The organism is Serratia proteamaculans, assembly GCF_008830365.1.
In the GTDB taxonomy this organism is placed as follows: Bacteria; Pseudomonadota; Gammaproteobacteria; order Enterobacterales; family Enterobacteriaceae; genus Serratia; species Serratia proteamaculans.
The window spans coordinates 840939-867174 of record NZ_WBKI01000001.1 but is presented as its reverse complement, the minus strand read 5'-3'; the positions used below and the strand labels follow the sequence as shown (position 1 = coordinate 867174).

Annotated in this window: 21 protein-coding genes, 1 pseudogene and 1 riboswitch; of the genes and pseudogenes, 15 read left to right on the top strand and 7 right to left on the bottom strand. The window is 56.1% G+C overall.

The window, feature by feature from the left end:
- The first annotated feature begins 89 nt into the window (after positions 1–89).
- Together F8R23_RS04100 and F8R23_RS04095 are read left to right on the top strand one after the other, a co-directional pair.
- Positions 90–917, top strand: a complete 828-nt coding sequence (locus tag F8R23_RS04100) for an AraC family transcriptional regulator (protein ID WP_129934583.1) — start codon at positions 90–92, stop codon at positions 915–917.
- Positions 918–1000: 83 nt separating this feature from the next.
- Positions 1001–1966: a DMT family transporter gene (locus F8R23_RS04095; protein ID WP_129934584.1), complete on the top strand. Its 966-nt coding sequence runs from the start codon at positions 1001–1003 to the stop codon at positions 1964–1966.
- Between the two features lie 31 nt (positions 1967–1997).
- On the opposite strand, the gene fusA is transcribed toward F8R23_RS04095, so the two are convergent.
- From fusA to F8R23_RS04075, 4 genes are all read right to left on the bottom strand, one after another.
- Positions 1998–4103 carry an elongation factor G gene (gene fusA / locus F8R23_RS04090; protein WP_129934585.1) on the bottom strand — a complete coding sequence of 702 codons (2106 nt, stop codon included), beginning with the start codon at positions 4101–4103 and terminating at the stop codon, positions 1998–2000.
- Positions 4104–4360: 257 nt separating this feature from the next.
- Positions 4361–5398, bottom strand: coding sequence for an ABC transporter ATP-binding protein (locus tag F8R23_RS04085; protein WP_129938177.1), 1038 nt, complete (start codon positions 5396–5398; stop codon positions 4361–4363).
- Entirely contained in the window at positions 5395–6978 is a 1584-nt protein-coding gene (locus F8R23_RS04080) for an ABC transporter permease (protein ID WP_129934587.1), read from the bottom strand. Before F8R23_RS04080 ends, F8R23_RS04085 begins: the two co-directional genes overlap by 4 nt.
- Before the next feature lie 33 nt (positions 6979–7011).
- Complete coding sequence (locus F8R23_RS04075) at positions 7012–8028, bottom strand: iron ABC transporter substrate-binding protein (RefSeq protein WP_129934588.1); 1017 nt, start codon at positions 8026–8028, stop codon at positions 7012–7014.
- Positions 8029–8333: 305 nt separating this feature from the next.
- Here F8R23_RS04075 and F8R23_RS04065 point away from each other — a divergent pair.
- The 5 genes and pseudogenes from F8R23_RS04065 to F8R23_RS04045 all read left to right on the top strand — a co-directional run.
- Positions 8334–8849, top strand: a pseudogene (locus tag F8R23_RS04065) (peptide ABC transporter substrate-binding protein); the annotation flags it as partial.
- Between the two features lie 132 nt (positions 8850–8981).
- Positions 8982–9156, top strand: a riboswitch (M-box (ykoK) riboswitch).
- A 75-nt stretch (positions 9157–9231) separates the two neighbouring features.
- A complete protein-coding gene (locus F8R23_RS04060; protein WP_129934589.1) occupies positions 9232–10251 on the top strand; it encodes a magnesium transporter in 1020 nt (339 codons plus the stop codon).
- Positions 10252–10393: 142 nt separating this feature from the next.
- Complete coding sequence (gene mgtS, locus F8R23_RS04055) at positions 10394–10486, top strand: protein MgtS (RefSeq protein ID WP_013813036.1); 93 nt, start codon at positions 10394–10396, stop codon at positions 10484–10486.
- 111 nt (positions 10487–10597) lie between these two features.
- Complete coding sequence (locus F8R23_RS04050) at positions 10598–10777, top strand: hypothetical protein (protein WP_129934590.1); 180 nt, start codon at positions 10598–10600, stop codon at positions 10775–10777.
- Between the two features lie 27 nt (positions 10778–10804).
- Positions 10805–12187 carry a cation diffusion facilitator family transporter gene (locus F8R23_RS04045; protein ID WP_151415305.1) on the top strand — a complete coding sequence of 461 codons (1383 nt, stop codon included), beginning with the start codon at positions 10805–10807 and terminating at the stop codon, positions 12185–12187.
- A 51-nt stretch (positions 12188–12238) separates the two neighbouring features.
- Here F8R23_RS04045 and F8R23_RS04040 read toward each other — a convergent pair whose 3' ends face one another.
- Positions 12239–13966, bottom strand: coding sequence for an ABC-F family ATP-binding cassette domain-containing protein (locus F8R23_RS04040; protein ID WP_151415304.1), 1728 nt, complete (start codon positions 13964–13966; stop codon positions 12239–12241).
- Positions 13967–14457: 491 nt separating this feature from the next.
- On the opposite strand from F8R23_RS04040, the gene F8R23_RS04035 reads away from it, so the two are divergent.
- A complete protein-coding gene (locus F8R23_RS04035; RefSeq protein ID WP_207213242.1) occupies positions 14458–16884 on the top strand; it encodes a DUF3772 domain-containing protein in 2427 nt (808 codons plus the stop codon).
- A 49-nt stretch (positions 16885–16933) separates the two neighbouring features.
- Here F8R23_RS04035 and F8R23_RS24140 read toward each other — a convergent pair whose 3' ends face one another.
- The gene (locus F8R23_RS24140) at positions 16934–17107 is read right to left on the bottom strand and encodes a hypothetical protein (RefSeq protein ID WP_165366349.1); all 174 of its coding nucleotides are present in this window, start codon (positions 17105–17107) and stop codon (positions 16934–16936) included.
- A 175-nt stretch (positions 17108–17282) separates the two neighbouring features.
- On the opposite strand from F8R23_RS24140, the gene F8R23_RS04030 reads away from it, so the two are divergent.
- Complete coding sequence (locus F8R23_RS04030; RefSeq protein WP_129934594.1) at positions 17283–17552, top strand: PTS sugar transporter subunit IIB; 270 nt, start codon at positions 17283–17285, stop codon at positions 17550–17552.
- On the opposite strand, the gene F8R23_RS04025 is transcribed toward F8R23_RS04030, so the two are convergent.
- Entirely contained in the window at positions 17553–18485 is a 933-nt protein-coding gene (locus F8R23_RS04025) for a LysR family transcriptional regulator (RefSeq protein WP_151415303.1), read from the bottom strand. It abuts the gene before it with no gap.
- A 123-nt stretch (positions 18486–18608) separates the two neighbouring features.
- Here F8R23_RS04025 and F8R23_RS04020 point away from each other — a divergent pair, with 123 nt between their 5' ends.
- The 6 genes from F8R23_RS04020 to F8R23_RS03995 all read left to right on the top strand — a co-directional run bounded on the left by F8R23_RS04020 (position 18609) and on the right by F8R23_RS03995 (position 26013).
- Positions 18609–19874, top strand: a complete 1266-nt coding sequence (locus F8R23_RS04020; RefSeq protein ID WP_129934596.1) for an ABC transporter substrate-binding protein — start codon at positions 18609–18611, stop codon at positions 19872–19874.
- Between the two features lie 39 nt (positions 19875–19913).
- Complete coding sequence (locus tag F8R23_RS04015; protein ID WP_151415302.1) at positions 19914–20906, top strand: carbohydrate ABC transporter permease; 993 nt, start codon at positions 19914–19916, stop codon at positions 20904–20906.
- A complete protein-coding gene (locus F8R23_RS04010; protein WP_129934598.1) occupies positions 20903–21748 on the top strand; it encodes a carbohydrate ABC transporter permease in 846 nt (281 codons plus the stop codon). The genes F8R23_RS04015 and F8R23_RS04010 overlap by 4 nt, the downstream gene beginning before the upstream one ends.
- Positions 21749–21779: 31 nt before the next feature.
- Positions 21780–23141 (top strand): family 4 glycosyl hydrolase, encoded by a 1362-nt coding sequence (locus F8R23_RS04005; RefSeq protein WP_129938172.1) that lies wholly within the window; start codon positions 21780–21782, stop codon positions 23139–23141.
- 64 nt (positions 23142–23205) lie between these two features.
- Positions 23206–24321 carry an ABC transporter ATP-binding protein gene (locus tag F8R23_RS04000; RefSeq protein WP_151415301.1) on the top strand — a complete coding sequence of 372 codons (1116 nt, stop codon included), beginning with the start codon at positions 23206–23208 and terminating at the stop codon, positions 24319–24321.
- Positions 24322–24342: 21 nt separating this feature from the next.
- Complete coding sequence (locus F8R23_RS03995) at positions 24343–26013, top strand: glycoside hydrolase family 13 protein (RefSeq protein WP_151415300.1); 1671 nt, start codon at positions 24343–24345, stop codon at positions 26011–26013.
- Positions 26014–26236 lie beyond the last annotated feature (223 nt).

Genomic DNA, 26236 nt, shown 5'->3' with positions numbered 1-26236 from the left:
GCGTCCAGAGCACCGCGTGCGCCACTACTCAAAGCCCGCCGCTTTGACTATCATACAGCCACGAGCGGCATTGAAGCAGGGTGGTACGGGTGCAGGGTGTTCCACAACAGTTTCCCTTTGAAAAAGACAGCGCGCAGTTCCGGCAATTATCGCAGGTGCCGGGCGTAGAGCTTTATCACGCCCATATTGAGCGTTATGCCTTTGAACCGCACACCCATAATGCCTTTGCCATAGGTACCGTCGATTTTGGCGCTGAGCGTTTTCGCTATCGTGGGGCGCAACATCGGGCGGCACCGGGTTCTCTGGTGCTGATGAACCCGGATGAGCTGCATACCGGTGAGGCAGAAACCGCCGGCGGCTGGAATTATCGTATGCTTTATCTGGAGCCGGCCACGCTGGAGCGGCTGTCCGGCGAGCAGGGGTTCTGGTTCACCGATGCGGTACGCCAGGATCCGCAGGCGGCGCAGCAATTATCGGCCACGCTGGCGGCACTGTGGCAAGCCGATGACGGACTGACCATTGACCACCTGTTACTGCAGGTGATTGCCATTTTCCGCCCGCATATTCAGGCCGCCCGGCCGCTGAAGGCGGAAGCGGCGCACCGTTTTGATATCGTCAAAAGCTATCTGCAGGATAACTTCGCCACCGTCATTACGTTGGATCAGTTGGCGGCACTGGTTTCCCTTAGCCCTTATCATTTCCAACGTAAATTCAAAGCCGAATACCATGCATCCCCTCAACAGATGCTGATGGCGATCCGTCTGTCACAGGCCAAACAGATGCTGGGGCGTGGTATGCCTGCGGCGCAAGTGGCGGTGGCGGCGGGGCTAACCGATCAGGCTCATTTGACCCGAGCTTTCGCTAACCGTTACGGTGTCACGCCAGTGCGTTACCAAAAACAGGTTACGGCCCGCTAAAACAGCAACCTGCTACAATATTCCTTCGCCAAAGTCGGCTAGGCTGACCCCAGGTTTTATTCACGGGTTCTGATGGAGTCACTATGTTTGTTGGCGTGTTATTTGCCCTGTCTGCGGGCTTGATGTGGGGTTTGATTTTTGTTGGCCCGGTGCTGATCCCGGAATATCCGGCGGCGTTACAGTCTACCGGCCGCTACCTGGCCTTTGGCCTGATTGCCTTGCCGCTGGCGTGGCTGGATCGTCGGCGCCTGAAAAAGTTACGGCGTAACGACTGGCTGGAGGCGCTGAAACTGACGGCGATCGGTAACCTGCTGTATTACCTGTGCCTGGCCAGCGCCATTCAGCGCACCGGGGCACCGGTATCCACCATGATTATCGGCACGCTGCCGGTGGTGATCTCGGTGACTGCCAACCTGTTTTACAGCCGACACGACGGACGCCTTTCCTGGCGTAAACTGACACCGGCGCTGATATTAATCGCCAGTGGACTGGCGCTGGTTAACGTTGCCGAACTGCAGGGCAATAGCGCACCGGTTGATGTCTGGCGTTATACCAGCGGGCTGGGGTTGGCGCTGGTTGCCGTGGCGTGCTGGACCTGGTTCCCCTTGCGCAATGCCCGTTGGCTGCGGGAAAACCCCAACCAAAGGCCCGCCACCTGGGCGACCGCGCAGGGCCTGGTCACCCTGCCGCTGGCACTGGTTGGTTATCTGTTGGTCTGCGGCCAATTGACTCTGACCCAACCGGCGTTTGCGTTGCCGTTTGGACCAAGGCCGGAGGTGTTTGTGCCCTTGATGATCGCTATCGGCATGCTGTGTTCCTGGATAGGTGCGCTGTGCTGGAATGAGGCGAGCCAGCGTTTGCCGACGGTGTTGGTGGGGCCGTTGATCGTCTTCGAAATTCTGGCGGGGCTGGCTTATACCTTTATGCTGCGTCAGGCCTGGCCGCCGCTGTTGACGCTGAGCGGTATTGCCTGCCTGATTATCGGGGTGGTGTACGCGATGCGGATTAAGCCGCAGCCGGTGGTGGTGTCACTGGTCGCGAAAGAGTGAAGCCTGCCGCTGGGAGCGGCAGGCGATGAGGTTATTTTTTACTGTGGTGAATGATCTCTTCAGCCACGCTGCGCGGCGCTTCGGCGTAGTGGCTGAACTCCATGGTGTAGGTAGCGCGCCCCTGCGACATTGAGCGCAGAGTGGTGGAATAGCCGAACATCTCGGACAGCGGTACCTTGGCGTGAATTTCTTTACCGCCTCCGCCCGGAATATCCTCCATTCCCTGTACCATACCTCGCCGTGACGACAGGTCGCCCATCACGCTACCGGCGTAGTCTTCGGGCGTTTCCACCTCTACCGACATGATTGGCTCGAGGATCGCGGGGTCGGCCTGGCGGCAGGCTTCTTTGAAGCCGAAGATCGCCGCCATGCGGAAGGCCTGTTCCGAAGAGTCGACGTCGTGGTAAGAGCCGAAGGTCAGGTGCACCTTGACATCCACCACCTGATAACCGGCCAGTACGCCGTTACTCAGCGCCTCCAGCAGGCCTTTTTTCACCGCTGGGATAAACTCGCCCGGGATCACGCCACCCTTGATCTCATCTAAAAACTCGAAGCCTTTGCCCGGTTCATTCGGTTCAACCGTCAACACCACGTGGCCGTACTGGCCTTTACCGCCAGACTGGCGCACAAACTTGCCTTCCACGTCGGTGACGCGTTTGCGGATAGTTTCGCGGTAAGACACCTGCGGTTTGCCAGTGGTGGTTTCCACACCAAACTCGCGGCGCATGCGGTCGACGATGATCTCCAGGTGCAACTCGCCCATGCCGTAAATAATGGTCTGGCCGGAATCCTCATCGGTGCGCACGCGGAACGACGGATCTTCGGAGGTGAGTCGCTGCAGCGCAATGCCCATTTTCTCCTGATCTGCTTTGGTTTTCGGCTCGATCGCCTGCGCGATCACCGGTTCCGGGAAGACCATTTTTTCCAGCGTGATGATGGCCGCCGGATCACACAGCGTGTCGCCGGTGGTGACGTCTTTTAGCCCCACGCAGGCGGCGATATCACCGGCGTGCAGTTCCTCGACATCCTTGCGATCGTTAGCGTGCATTTGCACAATGCGGCCGATGCGCTCTTTCTTGTCTTTTACCGGGTTGTAGACACTGCTGCCTTTGGTCAGCACGCCGGAATAGACTCGCACAAAAGTTAGCTGGCCGACGAAGGGGTCGGTCATCAGCTTGAACGCCAGCGCCGAGAATTTTTCGTCATCGGCGGCACGGCGGATAACGATATTGTCGTGCTGGTCATGGCCTTCCATCGGCGGAACGTCGAGCGGTGAAGGCATCAGTTCGATTACCGCATCCAGCATGCGCTGCACGCCTTTGTTACGGAAAGCCGAGCCGCACAGCATTGGCTGGATTTCACCGGCAACGGTGCGCAGGCGCAGACCACGGACGATCTCTTCTTCGCTCAACGGCACCTGATTGAGGTATTTGTCCATCAACTCTTCCGAGCCTTCGGCGGCGGCTTCGATCATTTTGTCTCGCCATTCCTGTGCGGAGTCGCGCAGCTCGGCGGGGATCTCTTCAAAGCTGAAACTCATCCCCTGGGTTGTCTCGTCCCACAGGATGGCTTTCATACGCACCAAATCCACCACGCCGGTGAAATGGTCTTCGGCACCCATCGGGATAACGATCGGTACCGGGTTGGCTTTCAGGCGTTCGATCATCATTTTGCGCACGCGGAAAAAGTCAGCGCCGACGCGGTCCATTTTGTTGACGAACGCCAGCCGCGGCACCTTGTATTTATTGGCCTGACGCCAGACGGTTTCTGACTGTGGCTGTACACCGCCCACCGAGTCATAAACCATCACCGCACCGTCCAGTACGCGCATGGAACGCTCGACCTCAATGGTGAAGTCCACGTGCCCCGGGGTGTCGATAATATTGATGCGATGCTGCGGATAATTATGCTGCATGCCGTTCCAGAAACAGGTGGTCGCCGCCGAGGTAATGGTAATCCCGCGTTCCTGCTCCTGTGCCATCCAGTCCATGGTGGCGGCGCCGTCGTGCACTTCGCCCAGCTTGTGACTGACCCCGGTATAAAACAGAATCCGCTCGGTGGTGGTGGTTTTGCCGGCATCAATGTGCGCTGAGATGCCGATATTGCGGTAGCGTTCGAGGGGGGTAGTACGTGCCATAATTAACCTTTCTTAGCCACTTTAAAGAACAGCGGCTCAAACAGTATGAATAATTATGATAATCCTCTGTGGGTTATCTCCGGACGGGCGAGTGATTACACCGGTCACAGACTAATCGTAGTTGATGACGGGGGTTTTCGTATTCGATGGCTGCGATAGGTTATATCTTTCTGAACGGCGAGGAAGTAGACGGTTAATACAGTCGGCGTTGGCCAACTGGCCTGAATAGCCGGGGCACTAAAGCGCCCCTTGCTGTATTACTCGGCAAAGATATGTGCCTGGCCGATGATATTCAGGCTGACGTGAGAACCGGCGCGAATACCTTCGCGGCTGACGGTTTTAATCTCGATTGCGATATCACTGCCGGTCATGCGCAGGTTTAAGGTGGAGACAAAACCCGCGAAATCGATACTGGTCACCATCGCCTGGCTCTGCTGCTGAGTCTCGCACTGGTTGATTTGGATCTGTTCCGGACGCAGCATGATGCGGGCAGGGCCACGGCGCTGATGATCGTCCACGGCAATTCGCCCGAGCACGCAATCGGCCCAGCCTTGCTCAAGCTCGGCGGAAAGTACCAGCGTCTCGCCTAAAAAGGTGGCGGTCGGCTCGTCCACCGGGCGCAGATAGAGATCCTGCGGCGGTCCAACCTGCGCCAATCGACCGTTGCGCATCACCGCTACCTGATCGGCAAACGACAGGGCTTCGGTCTGATCGTGGGTCACCAGAATCGATGCGACTTTGGCCTCAGCCAGCAATTCCGCCACGGCTTTGCGGGTTGCGGCGCGCAGGCCGGTATCCAGCGCGGAGAAGGGTTCGTCCAGTAACATCAGCTTGGGCTGCTGAGACAGGGCGCGAGCCAGGGCCACCCGCTGTTGCTGCCCACCGGAAAGCTCGTGAGGCCACAATGCCCCCAGACGGCGATCCAGCGCCACCATCTCCATCAGCGCATCAATACGCAGTTGCTTGTCGCGCTTGCTGCCTTTCAGGCCGAAACCGATATTGCCGGCTACGGTAAAGTGCGGGAATAACGCGCCGTCCTGCGGTACAAAACCTATGCCACGCAGGTGTGCCGGTACCCAGCCGCTGCCGTTGGCCATCGGCTGGCCCTGCAGCATCACCTGGCCGCTGTCCGGTATTTCAAAACCGGCAATGATACGCAGCAGGGTGGTTTTCCCTGAGCCGGAAGGGCCGACAATCGCGGTGCGGCTGCCCTGTTCAACTCGCAAGTCAACATGCTCCAGCACCTTGTCCGAGTTATAGGATTTACCGATGCCTTGCAGTTCAAGCGTGCTCATAATCCCGCCGTACGTTTGGATTGAGAATAAAGAAGCCAGGTCAGTGGCAGAGACAATGCCACCATAATCAGGGCGTAGGGCGCGGCCGCCACATAGTCAATTTCGCTGGTCAGCGCCCAGAAGCCGGTGGCCAACGTACGGGTGCCGTTGGGGGCCAGTAGCAGCGTCGCGGTCAGCTCATTGGAGATTGCCAGAAACACCAGCGCCGCACCTGCGGCGGCGCCAGGCGCGGCCAGACGCAGGGTGGTGCTCCATAGCGCCTGTGCCGGTGAGCGCCCAAGGCTGCGGGCCACGTTTTCCAGCTCTACCGGGGCCTGCGCAATACCGGCGCGCAGGTTGATCAGGGCGCGTGGCATAAACATCAGCAAATAGGCCAGCAGCAGGGTGATTTCTGTTTGATAAATAGGCCGGAAGCTGTGAATGGTGATGGTCACCAGCGCCAGCGCCACCACAATACCGGGCAGCGAACTGGTGACGTAATTGCAGCCTTCCAGCACCCGATACAATCGTGCCGGGTAGCGTACCGACAGCCAGGCCATCGGGATGGCGCACAGGGTGATCAGCAACGCACCGCTGGCAGCCAGTGACAGCGTTTGCAGCAATGCCGGCAGCAGTTCGGCGTTGCGCCATACTTCGAGCCCGCCCAGGGTCAGCCAGCGAGCCAGCGTAATAAAGGGCACGCCCAGCGCCAATGCGGTGAGACTCAGGGGCAACAGCATGCCGAACAGGGTAGCGAGGGGGCCAAGGCGATAGGCCGTTTGACTGCGCGCACTGCCGGAGCCGACGCGAGCATAACGCGCCCGGCCGCGGCTGGCGGCCTCCAGCATCAGTAATCCCAGACAGCACAGCACCAGTACCCCGGCTAGCATATTGGCCGCCGGGCCGTTAAAGGTGGACTGGAACTGATCGAAAATGGCGGTGGTGAAGGTGTCAAAGCGGATCATCGCATACAGGCCATATTCGGCCAGCAAATGCAGCGCGACCAGTAGCGAACCGCCCCAAATCGCCAGTTTGAGCTGCGGCAATACCACGCGGAAAAATACCGCCGACGGTCGCGTGCCGAGCGAAGTAGCAACGTCTTCAATACCGGGATCCAACCGGCGTAATACCGCAGCGGCCGGCAGATAAATAAACGGGAAGTAGGCGATGACCGAAATAAAGACTCCGGCACCGAGCCCATGCATTGAGGGCACCAGGCTGATCCAGGCGTAGCTTTGCACGAACGCCGGAACCGCCAGCGGCGCGGTCGCCAACAGTGACCAAATGCGGCGGCCCGGCAGCGAAGTGCGTTCGGTCAGCCAGGCCAGCGTCACCCCCAGAATGGCGCAAATTGGCAACGTGAACACCACCAACAGCAGGGTGTTCAACAGCAGCTCGGCCACCCGGGGGCGGAATACCAGCGCTTTCACCGTTGACCAGCCGGTTTCAAACGCCACGCTAATGACAAAGCCCAAGGGCAGCAACGCCAACAGGGAAAATAAAATGGCTGCCGCGACGATAAACAGCCCTGGCCGTTGATGGCGGCGGGCCGAAGCATAGCGTGGCGCCGTGCCTGCGGCGTTGAAACCGATATTGGACATAAGGTTAAAAGCTCTCTGTACTGATCAACCGGCTTACATCAACCCGGCTTCGGTCATCAATTCGACCACTTTTTTGCCATTCAGCGCGGAAGCGTCAACTTTTGGCGCGTCCAGCTCTTTCAGCGGAACCAGTTTCGGGTTAGAAGCCGCGTTGACCCCAACCGCATATTCGAAGGCATTGTTGGTGCGCAGGATCTCCTGACCGTTTTTACCGGTGATCCACTTAACGAACTCTTGTGCCTGCTGTTGGTGCTTGCTGGAGGCCAGCACGCCGCCACCGGAGATGCTGACGAAAGCGCCCGGATCCTGGTGTTTGAAGTAATAAAGCTTGATATTTTTACTGTTCTCGCCGGTTTTGGCACCGTCGACGAACGGATAATAGTGGTAGATAACGCCGCTGTCGATTTGACCGGCATTGACCGCTTTCATCACGGTGCTGTTGCCTTTATAGGCGGTGAAGTTGGTTTTCATCGCTTTCAGCCATTCAAGCGTGGCTTTTTCGCCTTTCAGCTCCAGCAAAGCGCTGACAATCGCCTGGAAATCCGCACCGGAAGGCGAGGCAGCCCAGCGGCCTTTCCATTCTGGCTTGGCCAGATCCAGCAGCGACTTGGGCAACTGTGCTTCGGTCAGTTTCGCCGGGTTGTAGACGAACACCGTTGAACGGGCGGCAATGCCGACCCAGCGGCCGTGCTGCGGACGGTATTGCGGTTCAACTTGCGCCAGCGTGGCGGCATCCAACGGGGCAAACAGTTTGGCGTTATCCACCAACACCATCGCCGGGGAGTTTTCCGTCAGAAACACGTCGGCAGGGGACGCGCTGCCTTCCTGCACCAGTTGGTTCCCCAACTCGCTGTCACCGCCGTTACGCAGGGTCACTTTAATGCCGGTGTCTTTGGTAAAGCCATCCACCCAGGATTTCACCAGGTTTTCGTGCTGGGCGTTATAAATAACAATGCCTTCATCCTGGGATGCCGCATTGGCCGACAACGCCAGCATCATGGACGACGCCAACAGGGCAATCGGGCCGAGAGAAGAAAAACGCAGCTTCATACAGTCATCCTTTTTTATTGAGGGAGTGCAGAGAAGTTCAGTCAACAAGGCCTGACGGGCGTCGGGCTGCCCTGATTGTATATAAGAACATTAATAATGATAGTGAAAACGATTCGTATTAATTTATTTTTAGATTTCGCTCACTAATTATCTTGTCTTAAGGAAAAATTAAGTTTCGCCATTATTACGGGGTCCGATAACGTATTCCACCGCCAGCCTGGCACAAGGGGGAGCACAGGTGCTGTCTGAACCCCGGCTTACGCCGTTTAACTCAGTCAATAACCGGCTGGAAGCACCGGCGGATTAAACAGCTGGCCGCAGCCGGTTTTAACGCGGAACATCCGTTACGCTTTACCCTGCTGTACAGCAACGACGCGACCATCAAGAAGACTGTGATCGCCGCCAGTGCGATGTGGAAAAAGAACCTGGGTGTGGACGTCACCTTACAGAATCAGGAGCGCAAGGTGGTGCTGGACAACATCAACAACGGGCAATACAGCGTGGTCTTCAGCCGTTGGTTGGCGGACTACAACGATCCCTCGACATTCCTGAACGTGTTCCGCTCCACCAGCAGTGAGAACTCGGCCAAATACGCCAATCAAAATTACGATCGCGTGTTGCATCAGGCCACTGCCGCTCAGACGCCACAGCAGGTGCAGCAATACTTCCAGCAGGCCGAAGACCTGTTGTCGGCAGAGACGCCGGTGGCCCCGGTTTACTACGAAGCCAATGCGACCCTGGTCAAACCCTATGTGAAGGGTATCGACTTTACCCGACAGGGGCCGCTGTACGATAAAAACGTGTATATCATCGCACATTAAGCTTTTAATAATGCGGGTTGGGAGGATTCTGAACCGCTGTTAATTACTTTTTCTAAATGTTTCATAAACGGTTAGCCAGATTTTCACCCGAAAATAAAAAACCGCGCCTATACTGCCTCCCGTAGTTTATATGCAGTATCTCGTTTGGCGAGGCTCCTATACAAACACAGGTTACTGATCTGACGACATCGAGAGATGCCCAAGGTTAAGACAGGCTTTATCGGATTAAGGTTCAGCCCAAAGTAACTTCTGATGCATACCATCAGATACGTTGTATAGTGCTAAAACCTGGACGCGGAGATAGGCTGTCTGCACTCCCTCTGTGGTTAACGCCCCTATGCGATTCGCTGTTGAAGTTTAAACAGAAATAGGGACTAACATAATGAAGTCACATCACAACTCCCCCTGTTCGGCGCTGGTCGCAACTGAAACTCTTGATGAGTCTTCGGTAGCTGGCTATATGAATGCCGATTTTATTACGATCCCAGGCAATATGACGGTCAATAAAGCCAAAGCGTATTTCCTTTCGCAGCTTAAAACCGACGAAATTCCGACACAACTGTTTGTCACCGCCGATGATTATCATTTGCGTGGCACGCTGTCGGTTAAAAAATTATTACAGTGTGAAGATCACGATAAAGCCGTTGGCGTAATGATCAACCACAGCTATTTTCAGGTTTCCCCGGATGACGATCGTAATGACGTCGCCCATTTATTGGGTAAGGGGGGGCTGGACGTGGTGCCGGTAGTGGTGAATAAAACCCTGGTTGGTGTGCTGGGCGAAAAAGAAATTGCCCGGCTGATTGAAGATGAAAACACCGAAGATGCACAACGCCAGGGCGCCAGCCTGCCGCTGGATAAACCTTATCTGGAGACCAGCCCCTGGGCATTATGGCGCAAGCGGTCGGTATGGTTACTGATGCTGTTTGTTGCCGAAGCTTACACCGGCAATGTGCTTAAGGCGTTTGAAGAACAGCTGGAAGCGGCGATCGCGCTGGCATTTTTTATCCCGCTGTTGATCGGTACCGGCGGTAACAGCGGCACCCAGATTACTTCTACCCTGGTACGGGCCATGGCCCTGGGCGAGGTTAGCCTGCGTAATCTGGGTGCGGTGATCCGTAAAGAGGTGTCCACGTCACTGTTGATTGCGGTCACCATCGGCATCGCCGCCTGGGTGCGGGCCTGGATCATGGGCGTGGGGATGGATGTGACGCTGGTGGTCAGCCTGTCGCTGGTGGCGATCACCGTCTGGAGCGCCATTGTCTCCTCGATTATCCCGATGCTGCTCAAGCGATTGGGGATCGACCCGGCAGTGGTTTCGGCACCCTTTATCGCCACCTTTATTGATGGCACCGGCCTGATTATTTACTTCAAAATCGCCCAGTACATTCTGGATATTTAAACCGCGATCCGCTCCGTGTCGCAGCCGGAGCGGGCATTTTATCTCACTGGATAGGAGGAAGGTAAATATCCATGAGTAATGACAATCCCCGTTTTTTAATTAAAGGGGCATCTATCGATATTAGTTAACCGAGGACAAAATAATGGGAAATATGACAATTTTTGTAGGATTCCTGAGCATTATCAGCTCGCTGGGCCTGTTGGCCGCCTATATGAGCACCAAATGGGATGATTAATGAACGCTAAAGATCCGCCTGGATGCATCCTCCCCGTAGGTTTTATTTACGTCGGGGAGGGTGCGATTAAATACTGACCGCCTGGAGCGAATTTCAGGGAGTATTACCACCATGACTATTCTTATTCTTGGCCTGCTTTATGCCATTTTGATGATCTCTGTCGGTGTGAATGAGATTTATTTTTATTCAACCGGAAAATCAGAATTCCTTTCTAGTTTACTGCTGACATTCTCGGGTACTATGCTGCTGGTTGCTTTTGTCTGGCAATGGTCGACTAAAATAAAAAAATGAATTACCTATTTGAATGTGAGCCGTAATATGCAAAACGAAAAAGAATCCGTTGCCAGAAATTCCATGATAGCCAGCGGGCTATTGGCGATCGGTAAATTTATTGCCGGTATTTTTACCGGCAGTATTGGCCTTATTTCCGAAGGGATCCACTCGCTTACCGATTTTGTTGCCACCAGTATTACCTGGCTGGCGGTGCGTATCAGCGACAAGCCGGCCGATGATGACCACCATTTTGGCCACGGCAAGGTTGAAAACCTGGCGGCGCTGTTTGAAGTGCTGCTGCTGTTGGGCGCCGCGGGCTGGATAGTTTATGAGGCAGGCAAAAGCCTGCTCGGCGAAGCCCATCAGATTGTCGCGGCACCAGTGGTGATCGCCGTGCTGTTGATCTCGATTGTGGTCGACTTCTTCCGCGTCAAGGCGCTGAATCGCGTGGCCAAGGCCACCGACAGCGCGGCTTTGGAAGCCGATGCGCTGCACTTCTTCTCCGATATGCTGGCTTCCGCCGTGGTGTTGCTGGGCATGGTGTTTGTCCTGCTGGGCTTCAACCGTGCAGATGCTATTGCCGCGCTGATCGTGGCCTGTTTTATTGTGGTGGCAGCGATAAAACTGGGGAAACGTTCGTTCGATTCCCTGATGGACACGGCGCCGGTCGGTGCCAAAGAAGAAATCAGCGCCTTGCTCGACAGCTTCCCGGCGATTTTGGCCACCGAGAGTCTCCGTATTCGTAACGCCGGTGCCATTGTGTTTATTGAAGTGACCGTCGCTGTTTGCCGCACTCTGCCGCTGGAGCGCATCAACGCGTTGAAACAGTCTATCGCCGAGCGTCTGGAACAGCAGTATGCCCACGCCGAGGCCACGGTGATTGCCAATCCGCAAACCCGCAGCGATGAAGACATGGCAACCCGTATCCGGGTGATCGCCGCCAATCACGGTGCAGTGGTGCAAAATGTGGCGTTACAGCAACTGCCGGAACGGATGTCGATCAGCATGGATCTGGCGGTGCCGGCCAATGCCAGCGTCGCGCAGGCCCACGATATTGCCAGTGAGATTGAAACCCTGCTGCGGCAGGCGATAGGTGAAGATACGGAGATTGAAACGCACCTGGAACCGCAGATGCACCATTGGATTGCCAGCGAGGATGTTGCGCCTGACCAACTGGCAAGCATTCGCCAAATCCTGCAGACGGTGGTGGAGAACGGCGAGATGGTGCAGGACGTCCATAACATCCGCGCACGTAAAACTGCCGACGGCATTATCGTCAATTTCCATTGTCGGGTTTCCCCGGCGGCTTCCATTGTGTCAGCGCACGCGGCGGTGGACAGCATAGAGCGCCAACTGCGCGCGCTTTACCCAAGTATTTCCCGGGCAGTAGGGCATGTGGAACCGATCAAGCCCAAATCGGTCGTCTGAGTCCGGCAGCGGAGCCTTGTGGAAAGGCCGCCCGTGGGCGGCCTGTGAAGGTTAGTCCAGATTCAACCGGGCGCTAAGGGTGGCAATCTCTTCGCGCCATTGCTGTTGCAACTGGGTTTTTTGATGTTTTGGCTTGCGCGCCAAATCCTCCTGCAGTTTGCTTTCCAGTTCAAACAGCGCGGCCAACAGCCGTTCCTCGTCATCGTGCTGCAACGGATAATTGACGGCATTCTGGTTTGGGGTAGTTATAGTGACAGTGTCACTCTCTTCTGCCAGGCGGGCGTAAACCGGCTCCAGATCCTGCCACTCTTCCAGCCGCTGATGGTTAATCAACCAGAAACGGTTGCAGCTATTTTCGATCAGCATTCGGTCATGAGTGACCAATATGACTGCGCCGTTAAACTGGCGCAAAGTCTCCGCCAGCTCCTCCTTGCCTTCCATATCCAGGTGGTTGGTGGGTTCATCGAGTAACAGCAGCGAATGGTTAGCCAGCGTCAGGCCAACAAACAGCAGGCGTGAACGCTCGCCGCCGCTCAGGGTACTGATGCGTTGTTGATGACGCAGATAAGGGAAACCGGCGCCAATCAATGCCATTTTCCGCTGGTCTTCGGCCAGCGCAGCGAAGTGGGTTAATGCTTCACTTAGCGTGTCGTCATCATGTAACTGTTGCAGACTTTGATCGTAATACCCAATGCGTACCCGCGGATGGAAAACCGTTTCCCGCAGGGACGCGTCCTGGTATTCCCGCCACAGATGCTGCAGCAGCGATGATTTACCGCAGCCGTTACGCCCGACGATGGCGATGCGGTCTCCGCTTTTGACCCACAATGGATCGAGACGGAACAGCACCGGTGCATCGACCGCCGGGCGCACTGCCAGTAGTGGCAGAGCCAAGAGACGGTCGGCATTCACGGCTTCCCCCTTCAGCCTGAGCCGCCACTGGCTGCCCGCGCTGAGCATGGTTTGCTCTTCTTTCAGCCTGTCAACGCGTTTTTCCATTTGCTTGGCCTTGCGGGCCAGGTCTTCGTTATCGTAAACCTTGCCCCAGATGGCCAGCCGATGGGCGCTTTTTGCCACCCGGTCGATCTCTTTCTGCTCCACCTGACGACGATGGGCATCGGCGGCATCCTGTTCCTCCAGCGCCTGGCGCGCCGCAGTACAGGGCAAACGGAAGAACTGCAGGGTTTTGTCACGCAGGATCCAGGTGCAGTTAGTCACCTGATCCAACAGGTAACGATCGTGGGAGACCAGCACAAAGCTGCCGGACCAGTTTTGCAAGAACCGTTCCAGCCACAGCAGCGTGGGCAAGTCCAGATGGTTGCTGGGCTCATCCAGCAGCAGCAGGTCGGGTTGACGGATTAACGCGCGCGCCAGCAGCAGGCGGGTGTGCTGGCCACCGCTCAGGGTACCGGCGGTTAACGTCCATGACGCTGGCGCGAAACCCAGACGGGCCAGCAGCACTTCGCCTTGCCAGCTTTCACTGACGCGTTGACTTTCTGGCAGCCGGGCCAGTACCGCCTCCAGCAGGGTACAGCCGTGCAGGGTTTCGGGCAGGTGTTGTTCTACCCGCGCCATCAAACATTGGTGGGCCGGGGTCACGCTGCCGCTGCTGGCAGGCAGATCGCCGCTGAGAATTTTAAGTAGGGTGCTTTTGCCACAGCCGTTGTGGCCGATTAAACCAATGCGGTCGCCTTTCTTCAGGCTAAAAGAAACCTCAACCAGCAGAGGGCCGAAATTGTTGTCGTAACCGACAGATTGTGCAGAAAGTAATGTGCTCATTGCTTACTCAAGAGTTACAGGCATGCAGATGCCTATCGTCAAACATCGCTGACGACAACCCGGTAAGCCGGAGGGAAGGGACTTCAGATTTTAGTAAACTTCGCTCAAGCCTGGGTTATCGCAGCACGATACCGGTAATGCTTGAGCAGCCGTGATTACTATAGAAGTGTGAGTAAAAAAATAATTCACACATCGACATAGTAATCCTCCTTTTATAACGTTGGTTAATGAGTGAGCTGAGTATAGGGCGCTTTGGTCGGTTACGCCACTGTGAATGACTTTAGTTATCAGTGTGGTAAACGGAAAAATCTGTTGGTGTTACGCAGAGAAATGCGATGGTGTAAATAATCGTGCTGAATGGGAGTAATACTGATATTTAAGCGCAGATTAAGCAGTTATCATAATCACAGTTTATGATTAGCCAGGCGGATCGGTAAATACCGGCCCGCCTGTTTCGTCTGTCTATCATGCAAACGCTGAGCACCGAATTTATGTTAAAGCCCCGCCAGATTATTCTTTTCCTGTTCCTGCTGTTTGGCTTGCAGTTAACGCCGCTCACCAGCGTCGCTGCGCAGGACGATACCCCGGTTGCCGAAAGCACGCCGGATACTGCCACCGCGCTGAAGAACTACCAAAAACAGTTGGACAGCATCAAGCAACAGGTCTCGAAGGCCGACAACGATAACCAACTCAGCAAGCTGAAGCTGGCTACCGACGATCTGGCCGCTGGGCTGGACAAACTGGCGACCGATCTGCAACCGGCGCAGGAGAAACTGCAGGGGCAGTTGGACGTCCTGGGCCCACAGCCGGCCGCCGGTTCGATGGCTGAAACCGCCGCCGTGGTACAGCAGCGTAATGCCTTGAATAACAGCAAAAAGCAGCTGGATGATGCGGTAAAACGCGCGCAGGCCATGAAAGCCGGCGCGATCGATCTGGGCCAGCAAATCAGCGACTTGCGCCGTGTGGCGTTCAAAACCCAATTGGCGTTGAACACCGGCAGCGTGCTGGGTGGCAAGTTTTGGTCGCCGGTGGTGCAACCTGCGGACAGTGACGTACAGCGATTGGATGCGTTCAATACTGCGATGAAACAGGCCTGGGATGCCAGTTGGCAGGAAGAGTGGCGCTACGGCACCCTCACTCTTTTGGTATTGGCGGTGATTATCTGGTCTTGGGGGCGTTATTTTTCCGAGCGTTTTCTGGCCTGGGTGAGTATTCGTTTTCTGCCGGACGGACGTTTACGCCGCAGCTTTATGGCCATGGTCACCGTCAGCGTTACGGTGATCACCACCAGTATTGCGCTGAATCTGCTGTATCTTACTTTTACCCGTGCGCAGCCGTTGCCGGGGATGCTGGAAGATTTTGCCGAAGGCTTTTATCGGCTGGGGATCTTCTGCGCACTGATTGCCGGTCTGGGCCGGGCGACGCTGTCTCTTAACCGACCGTCATGGCGTCTGGGTGCCATGGATGACGCGGTGGCCGCCGGCTTACGCTATTTTTCGCCGCTGCTGGCCGGGTTAGCCTTGGCATTTGGCTCAATTGAGCTTATCAACAACGTGGTGAGTGCCAGCCTGGCCACCACCATTTTCGGCAACGGTCTGGTTGCCGGATTAATCGGTATGGTGCTGTTGGCGATGCCGCTGCGTTCCCAGCGCATTCGCCGCCGACTGGAGCAGCAGGGCGAACACGTAGAGAAACGTTCCACCATCAGTGGCTTGTTGCACATGAGCACCCTGGTGTGTTCAGTGATTATCCTGTTCTCACTGCTGGTGGGGTATATCGCCTTCGCCCGTTTCCTGACTTATCAGGTGATCTGGATTGCCCTGGTGTTGATGGCATTCTATTTCCTGCTGATGTTCGCTACCGACCTGTGCGGGGCAATCTTTTCGCCGCAGACCGCCAGCGGCAAAACGCTGAAAAAGTCGTTTAACTTTAAGGATCGTCATCTGGAGCAGATGGCGATTATCTTCACCGCCATTGCCAAGTGTTCGCTGCTGTTATTGATGATTGTCTCGTTGTTTAACGGTTCATTCGGCACCACCACGCCCAACTCCTTGCTGGACAAGATCATCGCCATCCTGAGCGGTGAAGGGCTGCAGCGGCTGAATATCGTGCCGGGCAATCTGATCAACTCGGTGATTTGCCTGGTGATAGGCATCTATATTCTGCGGGTTACTCAGCGCTGGCTTAGCCAGGAACTGCTGCCGAAAACCATTTCAGACATTGGTATTCGCGCATCGCTGGTTACGCTATTCAGTAATGTAGGTTATGTGCTGCTGATCCTGATCACCCTGGCGGCGTTGGGCATCCAGTGGAACAATTTGGCGTGGATCGTCAGTGCGTTGTCGGTGGGTATCGGTTTTGGTCTGCAGGAAATCGTGAAGAACTTTATTTCCGGGTTGATCCTGCTGACCGAACGGCCGGTAAAAGTGGGCGATATGATCGGTATCGGTGGCGTGGAAGGGGATGTGCGTCGCATTAACGTGCGTGCCACCGAGATCCAGCTCAGCGACCGTTCGACGATGATCGTACCTAACTCGCAGCTCATCTCGCAAAACGTGCGTAACGCCACCATGGGCAATGCACAGGGCGTGGTGACTATCGCGCTGACGTTCCCGACAGATATCGACCCGGAGCAGGTGCGCAATATTCTGCTGAGTGCCTACCAGGAGTATGAAGCCATCCAGGATACCCCGGCGCCTTATGTTCGCTTTAGCCAGCTCGGCCCGGAAGGTATTATTCTCAGCGTGACCGGCTATGTGGCCAGCCCACGCATGGTTGGCGCCACCAAAAGTGAGCTGCTGTTCAATATTCTCAAGCTGCTGCGGGCTGAGCGGGTCAATATGTCCAGCCCACAGGAAGTGGTGTTTATGAAACAGCAGGCGAAAAACCTGACCAACGACGAAGAACAATCTTCGTAATCTGCTGACTTCTACGGCCGGTCCTGTGGGGCCGGACGTAGGAGTAAACTCAGTGCATCGCTGGTACCACGGACTGCGAGCAGTCGCTGTTGGCACTGGCGGAAGAGTTATTACAGGTCTGTGGATCATTATGCACCGGCGGTGGCGGTACATCCTGCGGGCCGCCCCGGCCCATACAGCCGGAAAGCATCAGCAGTAAAAACAGGGGGATCATCGCTTTCATTTCACTTACCTCCGATCACAACACTCTGTTAAGTATATGCCCTGAAAGACACTCACACCGCCCAATGATGCGCTATAGATGGCGTCTATATCCGCGTGGGTGAAACCAATTTCACTTCAACCGCCCGTCGGCTCTATGCTGTTGTTGCATAGGGTAATCTCATTCAGGGGGCATAATGGAAACACATCAATTGGCGGCATCACTGCTGGCCGCGTTCGGTGGTGAAGAAAATTTGGTCAAACTGCGCTACTGCGCCAGCCGTATCAGGGCGGAACTGCACGATGGCAGGCGACTGGATCGGCAGAGCATTGATAACCTGCCGGGCGTTAAAGCCTTGCTGGAGGTGGAAACGCCCCAGTCAACCACCGAGTATCAGTTGGTGGTTGGGCCGGGGAATGCCAAACCCTTGTATCAGGCGCTGGTCGCGCTGAGTGGTGAGAAGTAACTACAGCAGCGGGCGGATCTGTTCCAGGTGTTGCTGCATTAAGCTTTGCATCTGCACCACGTGGGGCGCATCCGCCTTTTCGCGCATCAGGTAAATACCGACGGTGCAGCGTTGGCCTGGCTGCGTCAGCTGCAGCGGCTCAATGCCGTATTCGGCAAAATACCCGGCCATACAAGAAGGATAGGCCAGCAGCACCGCATCGGAATCGTTGATCATATCTACCGCCGACATCATCGAGTTGGTCGAACAGATCACCCGTTCCGCCAGGTGCAGGCGGTTGCGCGCCAGCTTTTTCGGCTGCATATCTGCCACCATATGATGATAGCGGCTTTCATCCGGCGTCAGCTCAACGCAAGAGTAGTCCAGCAGCGCATCCGGCCCCACCGGTTGGCCCAGCAGTGGGTGCCCGCGCCGCACGAACATGGTGTCGCGGGTACCGAACAGCGGCAGAAAGCTGATGCCTGCCTTGGGGGTCAACCCCTGAATTTCGTGACCGATAAACAAATCGATATCCCCGCCCAATAACAGATCCATCAGGCGCAGGTGGTTACCCAGATCGATATGGATATTCACCATCGGGTGAAGTTGGCGGTAGGCATTGAAGCTGTCACGTACAAACATGTACCACCAGGCATGGCCGGTGCCCATGCGCAGGCTCTGCTCCTGACGCGCCTTGATAAACGCCAGTTTGATCAGCGTATTGTCATAAATTCGCTGCATCATCTGCGCCTGTTCCAGCAGTAAATCGCCGTACTCGGTGGTTTTCACCCCGGTGGAGGTGCGCTCCAACAGCTGCACCCCCAGATTCTCCTCCAGCTTCTTCATGTTGTGGGTCAGCGTCGGCTGGCTCAGGCAAAGCTTGTTTGCTGCATGACTCACATTTTTGAACATTGCTACTTCGATAAACTGCCGCAGAATTTTGTCCACGATCATATTTTCCACTGGTGGTATAGAAAGTTTCTATATCGTAGCGGTGAAAAACGATTTCCGCCAATGACCCGCCTTCGATAGCTTGCTCTCATGCCGGTATTTCCAGCCGCCACCAGAGAGGATGCAATGAGAAGATTGATACCGAGTATGGTTGCCGTCGCCCTGGCGCTGATGTCCGGTCAGGTTCTGGCCGAGACGCTGCGCATGCAGTGTGCGCCCAGCAAAGAAGGGCGCCAATACTGCAATGAGATTAAACAGCGCTTTGAGGCTCAGACCGGCTATACCCTGGAGTTTATCGATCTTCCCCCAGCCTCTGATGAAAAGCTGTCGTTGTTCCAGCAACTGTTTGCCGCCAAAGACGCCAGCGCCATCGATCTGTTTCAGGCAGATACCGTATGGATTGGCGTGCTGAACAAACACCTGTTGGATCTGACCGACAGTGTGGCCGACATCAAACAGGATTTCTTCCCCGCCGCCTGGCAAAACAACGTGGTAAACGGCCGTGTGAAAGCGGTACCGGCTTACCTGGACAGCGGTGCGCTCTACTACCGTAAGGATCTGCTGGAAAAATACGCTGAGCAACCGCCGGTAACCTGGGCCGATCTGACCCGCATTGCCACCCGCATTCAGCAGGGCGAACGTGCCGCCGGTCATAAAAATTTCTGGGGACTGGTGTTCCAGGGCAAATCCTATGAGGGGTTGACCTGCAACGCACTGGAGTGGGTGGCTTCGCAGAACGGCGGCAGTTTTATCGACGCCCAGGGCAATATCACCATTAATAATCCCCAGGCGGCACAGGCGCTGGATATGGCCGCCGGCTGGATCGGCAAAATCACCCCGAAGGGCACGCTGGGTTACATGGAAGAAGAGTCGCGGGCGCTATTCCAGAGCGGCGATGCGATGTTTATGCGCAACTGGCCATACGCCTACGTCCTGGCGCAGGACAGCAGCAGTGCGATCCGCGGCAAGGTGGGCGTGATGCCGTTGCCGAAAGGGGCCGACGGGCACTCGGTCAGTGCACTGGGCGGCTGGCAGTGGGCGATCAACGGTTACACCAGGCACCCGCAGGCGGCAATCACGTTGCTGAAAATCGTCAGCGATGCCGAATCACAAAAACGGGCGCTGGCACTGATGGGCCAGGCACCTTCACGCACCGCGTTATACGACGATCCACAGGTATTGGCGCAGGCGCCTTATTTAGCGGACTTCAAGGGTATTTTCGCCCAGGCGATGCCACGCCCAGCTACCCAAACCAAACGGCAGTATGCGCAGGTCTCCCGGGCTATCTACAACGCCACCTTTAACGTACTGCGCGGTGATAGTGACGGTGTCACGGCGGTGGCGGATTTACAGCAGCGACTGGAGCGGATCAAAGCCAGAGGATGGCGTTGAAAGCAGGGCAATCATCCATTAACCGCCGGAGTCTGATGCATGAAACGCAATACTGAGGCTTTATCCCTGACGGTCACGCCTGCTTCCGCGCAGGCACGGCCGGCAAGACACAGCAAGCTTAATCACCAGCAGCGTCGCAGCCGTATCGCCTGGTTGCTGGTGGCCCCGGCGATGCTGTTGCTGGCGGCGGTGGCGGGCTGGCCGTTGCTGCGCACCCTGTTTTACAGCTTTACCGATGCCATGCTGGACGCACCGGACGACTACCGCTTTGTCGGTTTCGCCAATTACCTGGACCTGACCGAGGGCGGCCACCATTACGGCGTGCTGGCAGATCCGCTCTGGTGGCTGGCAGTGGGCAATACGCTGCGCTTTAGCCTGCTGTCGGTGTCGCTTGAGCTGGTGTTCGGCATGCTGCTGGCGCTGTTGATGAATCAGAAGTTCCGCGGTCAAGGGTTGGTACGCACTGCCATTCTGGTGCCCTGGGCCATTCCGACCATTGTTTCCGCCAAGATGTGGGGCTGGATGTTCCACGACCAGTACGGGGTAGTGAATGACCTGTTGCTCAAGACCGGCATCATCGCCACGCCGTTAGCCTGGGTGGCGGAGCCGGGGCTGTCGATGTGGGCGGTGGTGATAGCAGACGTCTGGAAAACCACGCCGTTTATGGCCTTGATGCTGCTGGCCGCGCTGCAACTGATCCCCGGCGATCTGTATGAGGCCGCCCGGGTCGATGGGGCCAACGCCTGGCAGCGCTTCCGCCGCATTACCCTGCCACTGATTATGCCGGCGATGATTGTCGCGCTGATTTTCCGGGTGATGGATGCACTGCGGGTGTTTGATCTGATCTACGTGCTGACCTCCAACAGCGAGGCCACGGTATCGGTATCCGGCTATGCCCGCGATCGCATGGTCAGTTATCAGGAAATGGGTGCCGGCTCTGCCGCTTCGGTGCTGGTGTTTATGATGGTGGCGGGCATTGCCGCTTGCTTTCTCACGCTGGGCCGCCTGAATGACAAGGAGAAACAAGCATGAAACTGAGCCGCCAACAACAAAAATACGGCCATAAGACGCTAATCTTTACCAGTGCCGCATTGGCCAGCGTGATCTGCCTGTTTCCATTCTATTACGCGCTGATCACCTCGTTACGTTCCGGGCAGGATCTGTTCCAGGTCGCCTATTTGCCGAGCAATCTGCACTGGGGTAATTACCTGACCGCGCTGATGGATAACGGCATTGCCCGCAGCCTGCTGAATTCCATCGTGGTGGCGACGCTGACGGTAGGCATCTGCCTGCTGGTGTCGATCACCGCCGCCTTCGCCCTGGCGCGCATCCGTTTCCGTGGCCGCAAATACCTGCTGTTCACCATCCTTTGTGTGTCGATGTTCCCGCAGGTGGCAGTGCTGTCCGGCATGTTCGAACTGGTGCGCTTTATGGGGCTGTATGACTCGCTAGGCGCGCTGGTGCTGTCCTATACCACGTTCTCACTGCCGTTTACCGTCTGGGTGCTGACCACCTTTATGAAGGCGATCCCGGCGGAGCTGGAGGAAGCGGCAATCGTCGACGGCGCCGGTACCTGGACCATCATCACCCGCATTTTTGCTCCCATTATGGGACCGTCGCTGGTAACCACTGGGCTATTGGCCTTTATCGGTGCCTGGAATGAATTCATGTTCGCCCTGACCTTTGTTATCTCCAGCGGCAAACGCACCGTGCCGGTGGCGATTGGCATGCTGCAGGGCGCTTCTCAGTACGAACTTCCCTGGGGCACCATCATGGCGGCCTCGGTCATCGTCACACTGCCGATCATCGCACTGGTGCTGATTTTCCAGCGCCGCATCGTCAGCGGATTAACCAACGGCGCAGTAAAAGGCTGATTTTCGATTAACCCTAAGCAGGAGCAAACCAATGGCTACAAAAATCGTTTTAGTGGGTGCAGGCAGCGCGCAATTCGGCTACGGCACGCTGGGGGATATCTTCCAGAGCAAGACGCTGTACGGCAGTGAAATTGTGCTGCATGACATCAATCCTGCCGCCCTGGCGGTGACCGAGAAAACGGCCCGGGACTTTTTGGCAGCGGAAGATCTGCCGTTTACCGTCAGCGCCACCACCGATCGCAAAACGGCGCTAAGCGGGGCGGCATTTGTGATTATCTCCATCGAAGTAGGGGATCGCTTTGCGCTGTGGGATCTCGACTGGCAAATCCCGCAGCAGTATGGCATTCAACAGGTGTATGGCGAAAACGGTGGCCCCGGTGGCCTGTTCCATTCGCTGCGGATTATTCCACCGATCCTCGACATCTGTGCCGACGTTGCTGATATTTGCCCGAACGCCTGGATATTTAACTATTCCAACCCGATGAGCCGCATCTGCACCACCGTGCATCGTCGTTTCCCGCAGCTCAACTTTGTCGGCATGTGCCACGAAATCGCCTCACTGGAACGCTATCTGCCGGAAATGCTGGGTACGTCGTTCGACAATCTCACCCTGCGTGCCGCCGGGCTTAACCACTTTAGCGTACTGCTGGAAGCCAGCTATAAAGACAGCGGTAAAGATGCTTATGCCGACGTACGTGCCAAGGCACCGGATTACTTCTCCCGCCTGCCGGGCTACAGCGACATCCTGGCTTACACTCGCACCCACGGCAAACTGGTACAGACCGAAGGTAGCACCGAGCGCGATGCGCTGGGTGGCAAAGACAGCGCTTATCCCTGGGCTGACCGCACGTTGTTCAAAGAGATCCTGGAGAAATTCCACCACTTGCCGATCACCGGCGACAGCCATTTTGGTGAGTACATCCGCTGGGCCAGCGAGGTCAGCGACCACCGTGGCATCCTCGATTTTTACACCTTCTATCGCAATTACCTGGGCCATGTGCAGCCAAAAATCGAACTGAAGCTGAAGGAGCGCGTGGTGCCGATCATGGAAGGGATCCTGACCGATTCAGGTTATGAAGAGTCGGCGGTCAATATCCCGAACCAGGGCTTTATCAAACAGCTGCCGGCGTTTATTGCGGTTGAAGTGCCGGCAATTATCGATAGCAAGGGCGTGCACGGCATCAAGGTCGATATGCCCGCCGGTATCGGTGGCTTGTTGAGCAATCAGATCGCCATCCATGACCTGACGGCTGACGCGGTGATTGAAGGTTCGCGCGATCTGGTGATCCAGGCGCTGTTGGTGGATTCGGTTAACGACAAATGCCGTGCGATCCCCGAACTGGTGGACGTGATGATTTCACGCCAGGGCCCGTGGCTCGACTACCTGAAATAAGCCGGATGGCGGGGCGCGGATCGGCGTCCCGCTAATTGCCCACTGTGGTGCGAACGGGAGGAATATGGCGCAACTAACGCTGGAAAAACTGCAAAAACGCTATGGCGCTAACGCAGAGGTTATTAAATCGCTGGATCTGCAGATCAACAGCGGAGAGTTTGTGGTGATCGTCGGGCCCTCCGGCTGCGGCAAATCTACCCTGTTGCGGATGATCGCCGGGCTGGAGGAGATCAGCAGCGGCGGCATGTATATCGATGGCAACTACGTCAACGATGATACGCCGGCCGAACGCGGCATCGGCATGGTGTTCCAGTCTTACGCACTTTATCCACATATGAGCGTGTATAAAAATATGGCGTTTGCGCTGGAGTTGGCGGGGCATTCGGCTGCGGAGATCGACAGCCGGGTGCGTGAAAGTGCGCGCATTTTGCAGCTTGAGCCGTTACTGGAACGACGGCCGAAGGACCTTTCCGGCGGGCAGCGGCAACGGGTGGCGATTGGTCGCGCCATCGTGCGCGAGCCGAAGCTGTTTTTGTTCGATGAGCCCTTGTCCAACCTTGATGCATCGCTGCGGGTGCAGATGCGCATGGAGGTGGCGTCGCTGCATAAGCGACTGGGGTCGACCATTATATATGTGACCCACGATCAGGTTGAAGCCATGACGCTGGCCGACCGTATTGTGGTGTTGAACCAGGGGCATGTTGAACAGGTAGGCACACCGCTGGAGTTATATGACCAGCCGGCCAATGAGTTTGTCGCTCAGTTTATCGGCTCACCCAAAATGAACCTGATCCCGGCAATTTTGCGGCGTGCAGGTGAGCGTCAAAGCGTGGTAGAGCTGGACAACGGCAAGGCGCTGGTGCTGCCGATCGCCACGCCGACGGCGGCGGAAGGCCAAAGCGTTAACGTCGGCATTCGCCCGGAGCATATTTGCGGGGGTGAACAGGCACAGTGTGAGTTTCAGGGCGAAGTGATGTTCGTGGAGCACATGGGTAATGAAACCTATCTCTACCTGGATAACGGTAATGCCGGTGAACCCTGGGTGCTTCGCAATCCCGAACGTTCGACCATCAAGGCCGGGGATAGGGTGGGCGTGCGCCTGCCGGTCGAATGCTGTTACCTGTTTGACCGTCAGGGGCGGGCATTCCAGCGTATTCTGGCGTCGGATCAGGCGCATTAACCAATTTAAGGGAGCAGGGGCATGAGCGGTGGAGAAACGGGGCGTTGGTGGAAACAGGCGGTGGTTTATCAGATCTATCCGCGCAGCTTTATGGATTCTAACGGCGATGGGATTGGCGATCTGAACGGTATCACTGCCCGGCTGGATTATTTGCAGTGGCTGGGCATTGACGTGCTTTGGATCTGTCCGATGTATCGCTCGCCGAACGACGACAATGGCTACGATATCAGTGATTATCAGGCCATTATGACGGAGTTCGGTACCATGGCGGACTTTGACCGCCTGTTGGCCGAGGTGCATGCCCGCGGTATGCGGTTGATTCTGGATCTGGTGGTTAATCATACCTCGGACGAGCACCCGTGGTTTATTGAATCCCGGTCATCTCAATCCAGCGCCAAGCGCGACTGGTATATCTGGCGCGAGGGAAAAAACGGCGCAGAGCCCAACAATTGGGAAAGCATTTTTAACGGTTCGGCCTGGAAATATGATGCCGGCAGTGAGCAATACTTTTTGCACCTGTTCTCTGAGCGTCAGCCGGATCTGAACTGGGAAAACCCGCAGGTGCGGGCGGCGCTGTACGACATGATGCGCTGGTGGCTGGATAAGGGCATTGACGGTTTTCGCATCGACGCCATCTGCCATATGAAAAAACAGCCGGGGCTGACCGACATGCCCAACCCGCAAGGGCTGCGCTACGTGCCGTCGTTCGAACGACACCTTAACTACGAAGGTCTGCTGGATTACGTCGATGACCTATGCGAACAGGTGTTTAACCGTTATGACATCATGACGGTGGGGGAAATGAACGGAGCCTCGGCAGAGCAGGGCGAAGACTGGGTGGGCGAGCAGCATGGCCGCCTGAATATGATCTTCCAGTTTGAACACGTCAAACTGTGGGAAACCAGCCATCAGCAGTCGCCGGACGCCGGGGTCGACGTGCTGGGCCTGAAAAACATCTTTACCCGCTGGCAGACCTTGCTGGAGGGGAAAGGCTGGAACGCGCTGTATGTTGAAAACCACGATATTCCACGTGTGGTATCAAAATGGGGTGACGACAAGCGGTACTGGCGCGAAAGTGCCACCGCCATCGCGGCGATGTATTTCCTGATGCAGGGAACGCCGTTTATCTACCAGGGGCAGGAACTGGGGATGACCAACACCCGCTTCAACCGTCTGGCCGATTTTAACGATATCGCTGCCAGAAACCGCTTCGCCAAACTGCAGGAGCAGGGTATGGAGGAAGCGCAGATCCTGACGTTCCTCAGCCGCAGCGGACGCGATAACTCACGCACACCGATGCAGTGGGACGACAGCCCCAACGCAGGTTTTAGCCTTGCCAAACCGTGGTTTGCGGTGAATGCCAATTATCAGCAAATCAACGTGGCACGTCAGCGTGAAGAACCCGACTCGGTACTGAATTTTTACCGGGCGTTAATCCACCTGCGCAAGCAGGATCCGCTGTGGGTTTACGGGCGTTACCAATTACAACTGGCGGCACATCCGCATATTTACGCCTATTTCCGTAGCCAGGATGAGCGACAAGTGTTGGTACTGTGCAACCTGAGCGCTGAAACTCAGCAAATTGACGCTCAGGATTTATCGTTGGGAAAAAGAGCGTTGCTACTGAGTAATTATCCCCAAGAAGGTGAGCGACAAACACTTCGCCCTTTTGAGGCGCGGATCTATCAGTAGGGATTTATATCGGAATGGATTAATATCCATCCTAAATTAATTTGGTGGGAAAGTTATTTTAATTCTCCAGCTTTCCCCATTAATTACTTCCCTTACGAATCATTAAATATACGACTTGCCCCATTTTAATGCTGGGGAGTGAGGGTTAACATTCCCCATACAGGCACTGCGATAGAAAAACATCTGAAAAACCCCGCCCTGGATTTAAAATCTCACACACTGG

Bases quoted from the DNA above. Each gene is read 5' to 3' on its own strand.
- F8R23_RS04075 (WP_129934588.1), bottom strand. From the start codon at position 8,028: ATGAAGCTGCGTTTTTCTTCTCTCGGCCCGATTGCCCTGTTGGCGTCG.
- F8R23_RS04060 (WP_129934589.1), top strand. From the start codon at position 9,232: ATGAAGTCACATCACAACTCCCCCTGTTCGGCGCTGGTCGCAACTGAA.
- F8R23_RS04030 (WP_129934594.1), top strand. From the start codon at position 17,283: ATGGAAACACATCAATTGGCGGCATCACTGCTGGCCGCGTTCGGTGGT.
- F8R23_RS04085 (WP_129938177.1), bottom strand. From the start codon at position 5,398: ATGAGCACGCTTGAACTGCAAGGCATCGGTAAATCCTATAACTCGGAC.
- F8R23_RS04005 (WP_129938172.1), top strand. From the start codon at position 21,780: ATGGCTACAAAAATCGTTTTAGTGGGTGCAGGCAGCGCGCAATTCGGC.
- F8R23_RS04045 (WP_151415305.1), top strand. From the start codon at position 10,805: ATGCAAAACGAAAAAGAATCCGTTGCCAGAAATTCCATGATAGCCAGC.
- fusA (WP_129934585.1), bottom strand. From the start codon at position 4,103: ATGGCACGTACTACCCCCCTCGAACGCTACCGCAATATCGGCATCTCA.
- F8R23_RS04010 (WP_129934598.1), top strand. From the start codon at position 20,903: ATGAAACTGAGCCGCCAACAACAAAAATACGGCCATAAGACGCTAATC.
- F8R23_RS04000 (WP_151415301.1), top strand. From the start codon at position 23,206: ATGGCGCAACTAACGCTGGAAAAACTGCAAAAACGCTATGGCGCTAAC.
- F8R23_RS04025 (WP_151415303.1), bottom strand. From the start codon at position 18,485: ATGATCGTGGACAAAATTCTGCGGCAGTTTATCGAAGTAGCAATGTTC.
- F8R23_RS04040 (WP_151415304.1), bottom strand. From the start codon at position 13,966: ATGAGCACATTACTTTCTGCACAATCTGTCGGTTACGACAACAATTTC.
- F8R23_RS03995 (WP_151415300.1), top strand. From the start codon at position 24,343: ATGAGCGGTGGAGAAACGGGGCGTTGGTGGAAACAGGCGGTGGTTTAT.
- mgtS (WP_013813036.1), top strand. From the start codon at position 10,394: ATGGGAAATATGACAATTTTTGTAGGATTCCTGAGCATTATCAGCTCG.
- F8R23_RS04080 (WP_129934587.1), bottom strand. From the start codon at position 6,978: ATGTCCAATATCGGTTTCAACGCCGCAGGCACGGCGCCACGCTATGCT.
- F8R23_RS04020 (WP_129934596.1), top strand. From the start codon at position 18,609: ATGAGAAGATTGATACCGAGTATGGTTGCCGTCGCCCTGGCGCTGATG.
- F8R23_RS04050 (WP_129934590.1), top strand. From the start codon at position 10,598: ATGACTATTCTTATTCTTGGCCTGCTTTATGCCATTTTGATGATCTCT.
- F8R23_RS04095 (WP_129934584.1), top strand. From the start codon at position 1,001: ATGTTTGTTGGCGTGTTATTTGCCCTGTCTGCGGGCTTGATGTGGGGT.
- F8R23_RS04035 (WP_207213242.1), top strand. From the start codon at position 14,458: ATGTTAAAGCCCCGCCAGATTATTCTTTTCCTGTTCCTGCTGTTTGGC.
- F8R23_RS24140 (WP_165366349.1), bottom strand. From the start codon at position 17,107: ATGAAAGCGATGATCCCCCTGTTTTTACTGCTGATGCTTTCCGGCTGT.
- F8R23_RS04015 (WP_151415302.1), top strand. From the start codon at position 19,914: ATGAAACGCAATACTGAGGCTTTATCCCTGACGGTCACGCCTGCTTCC.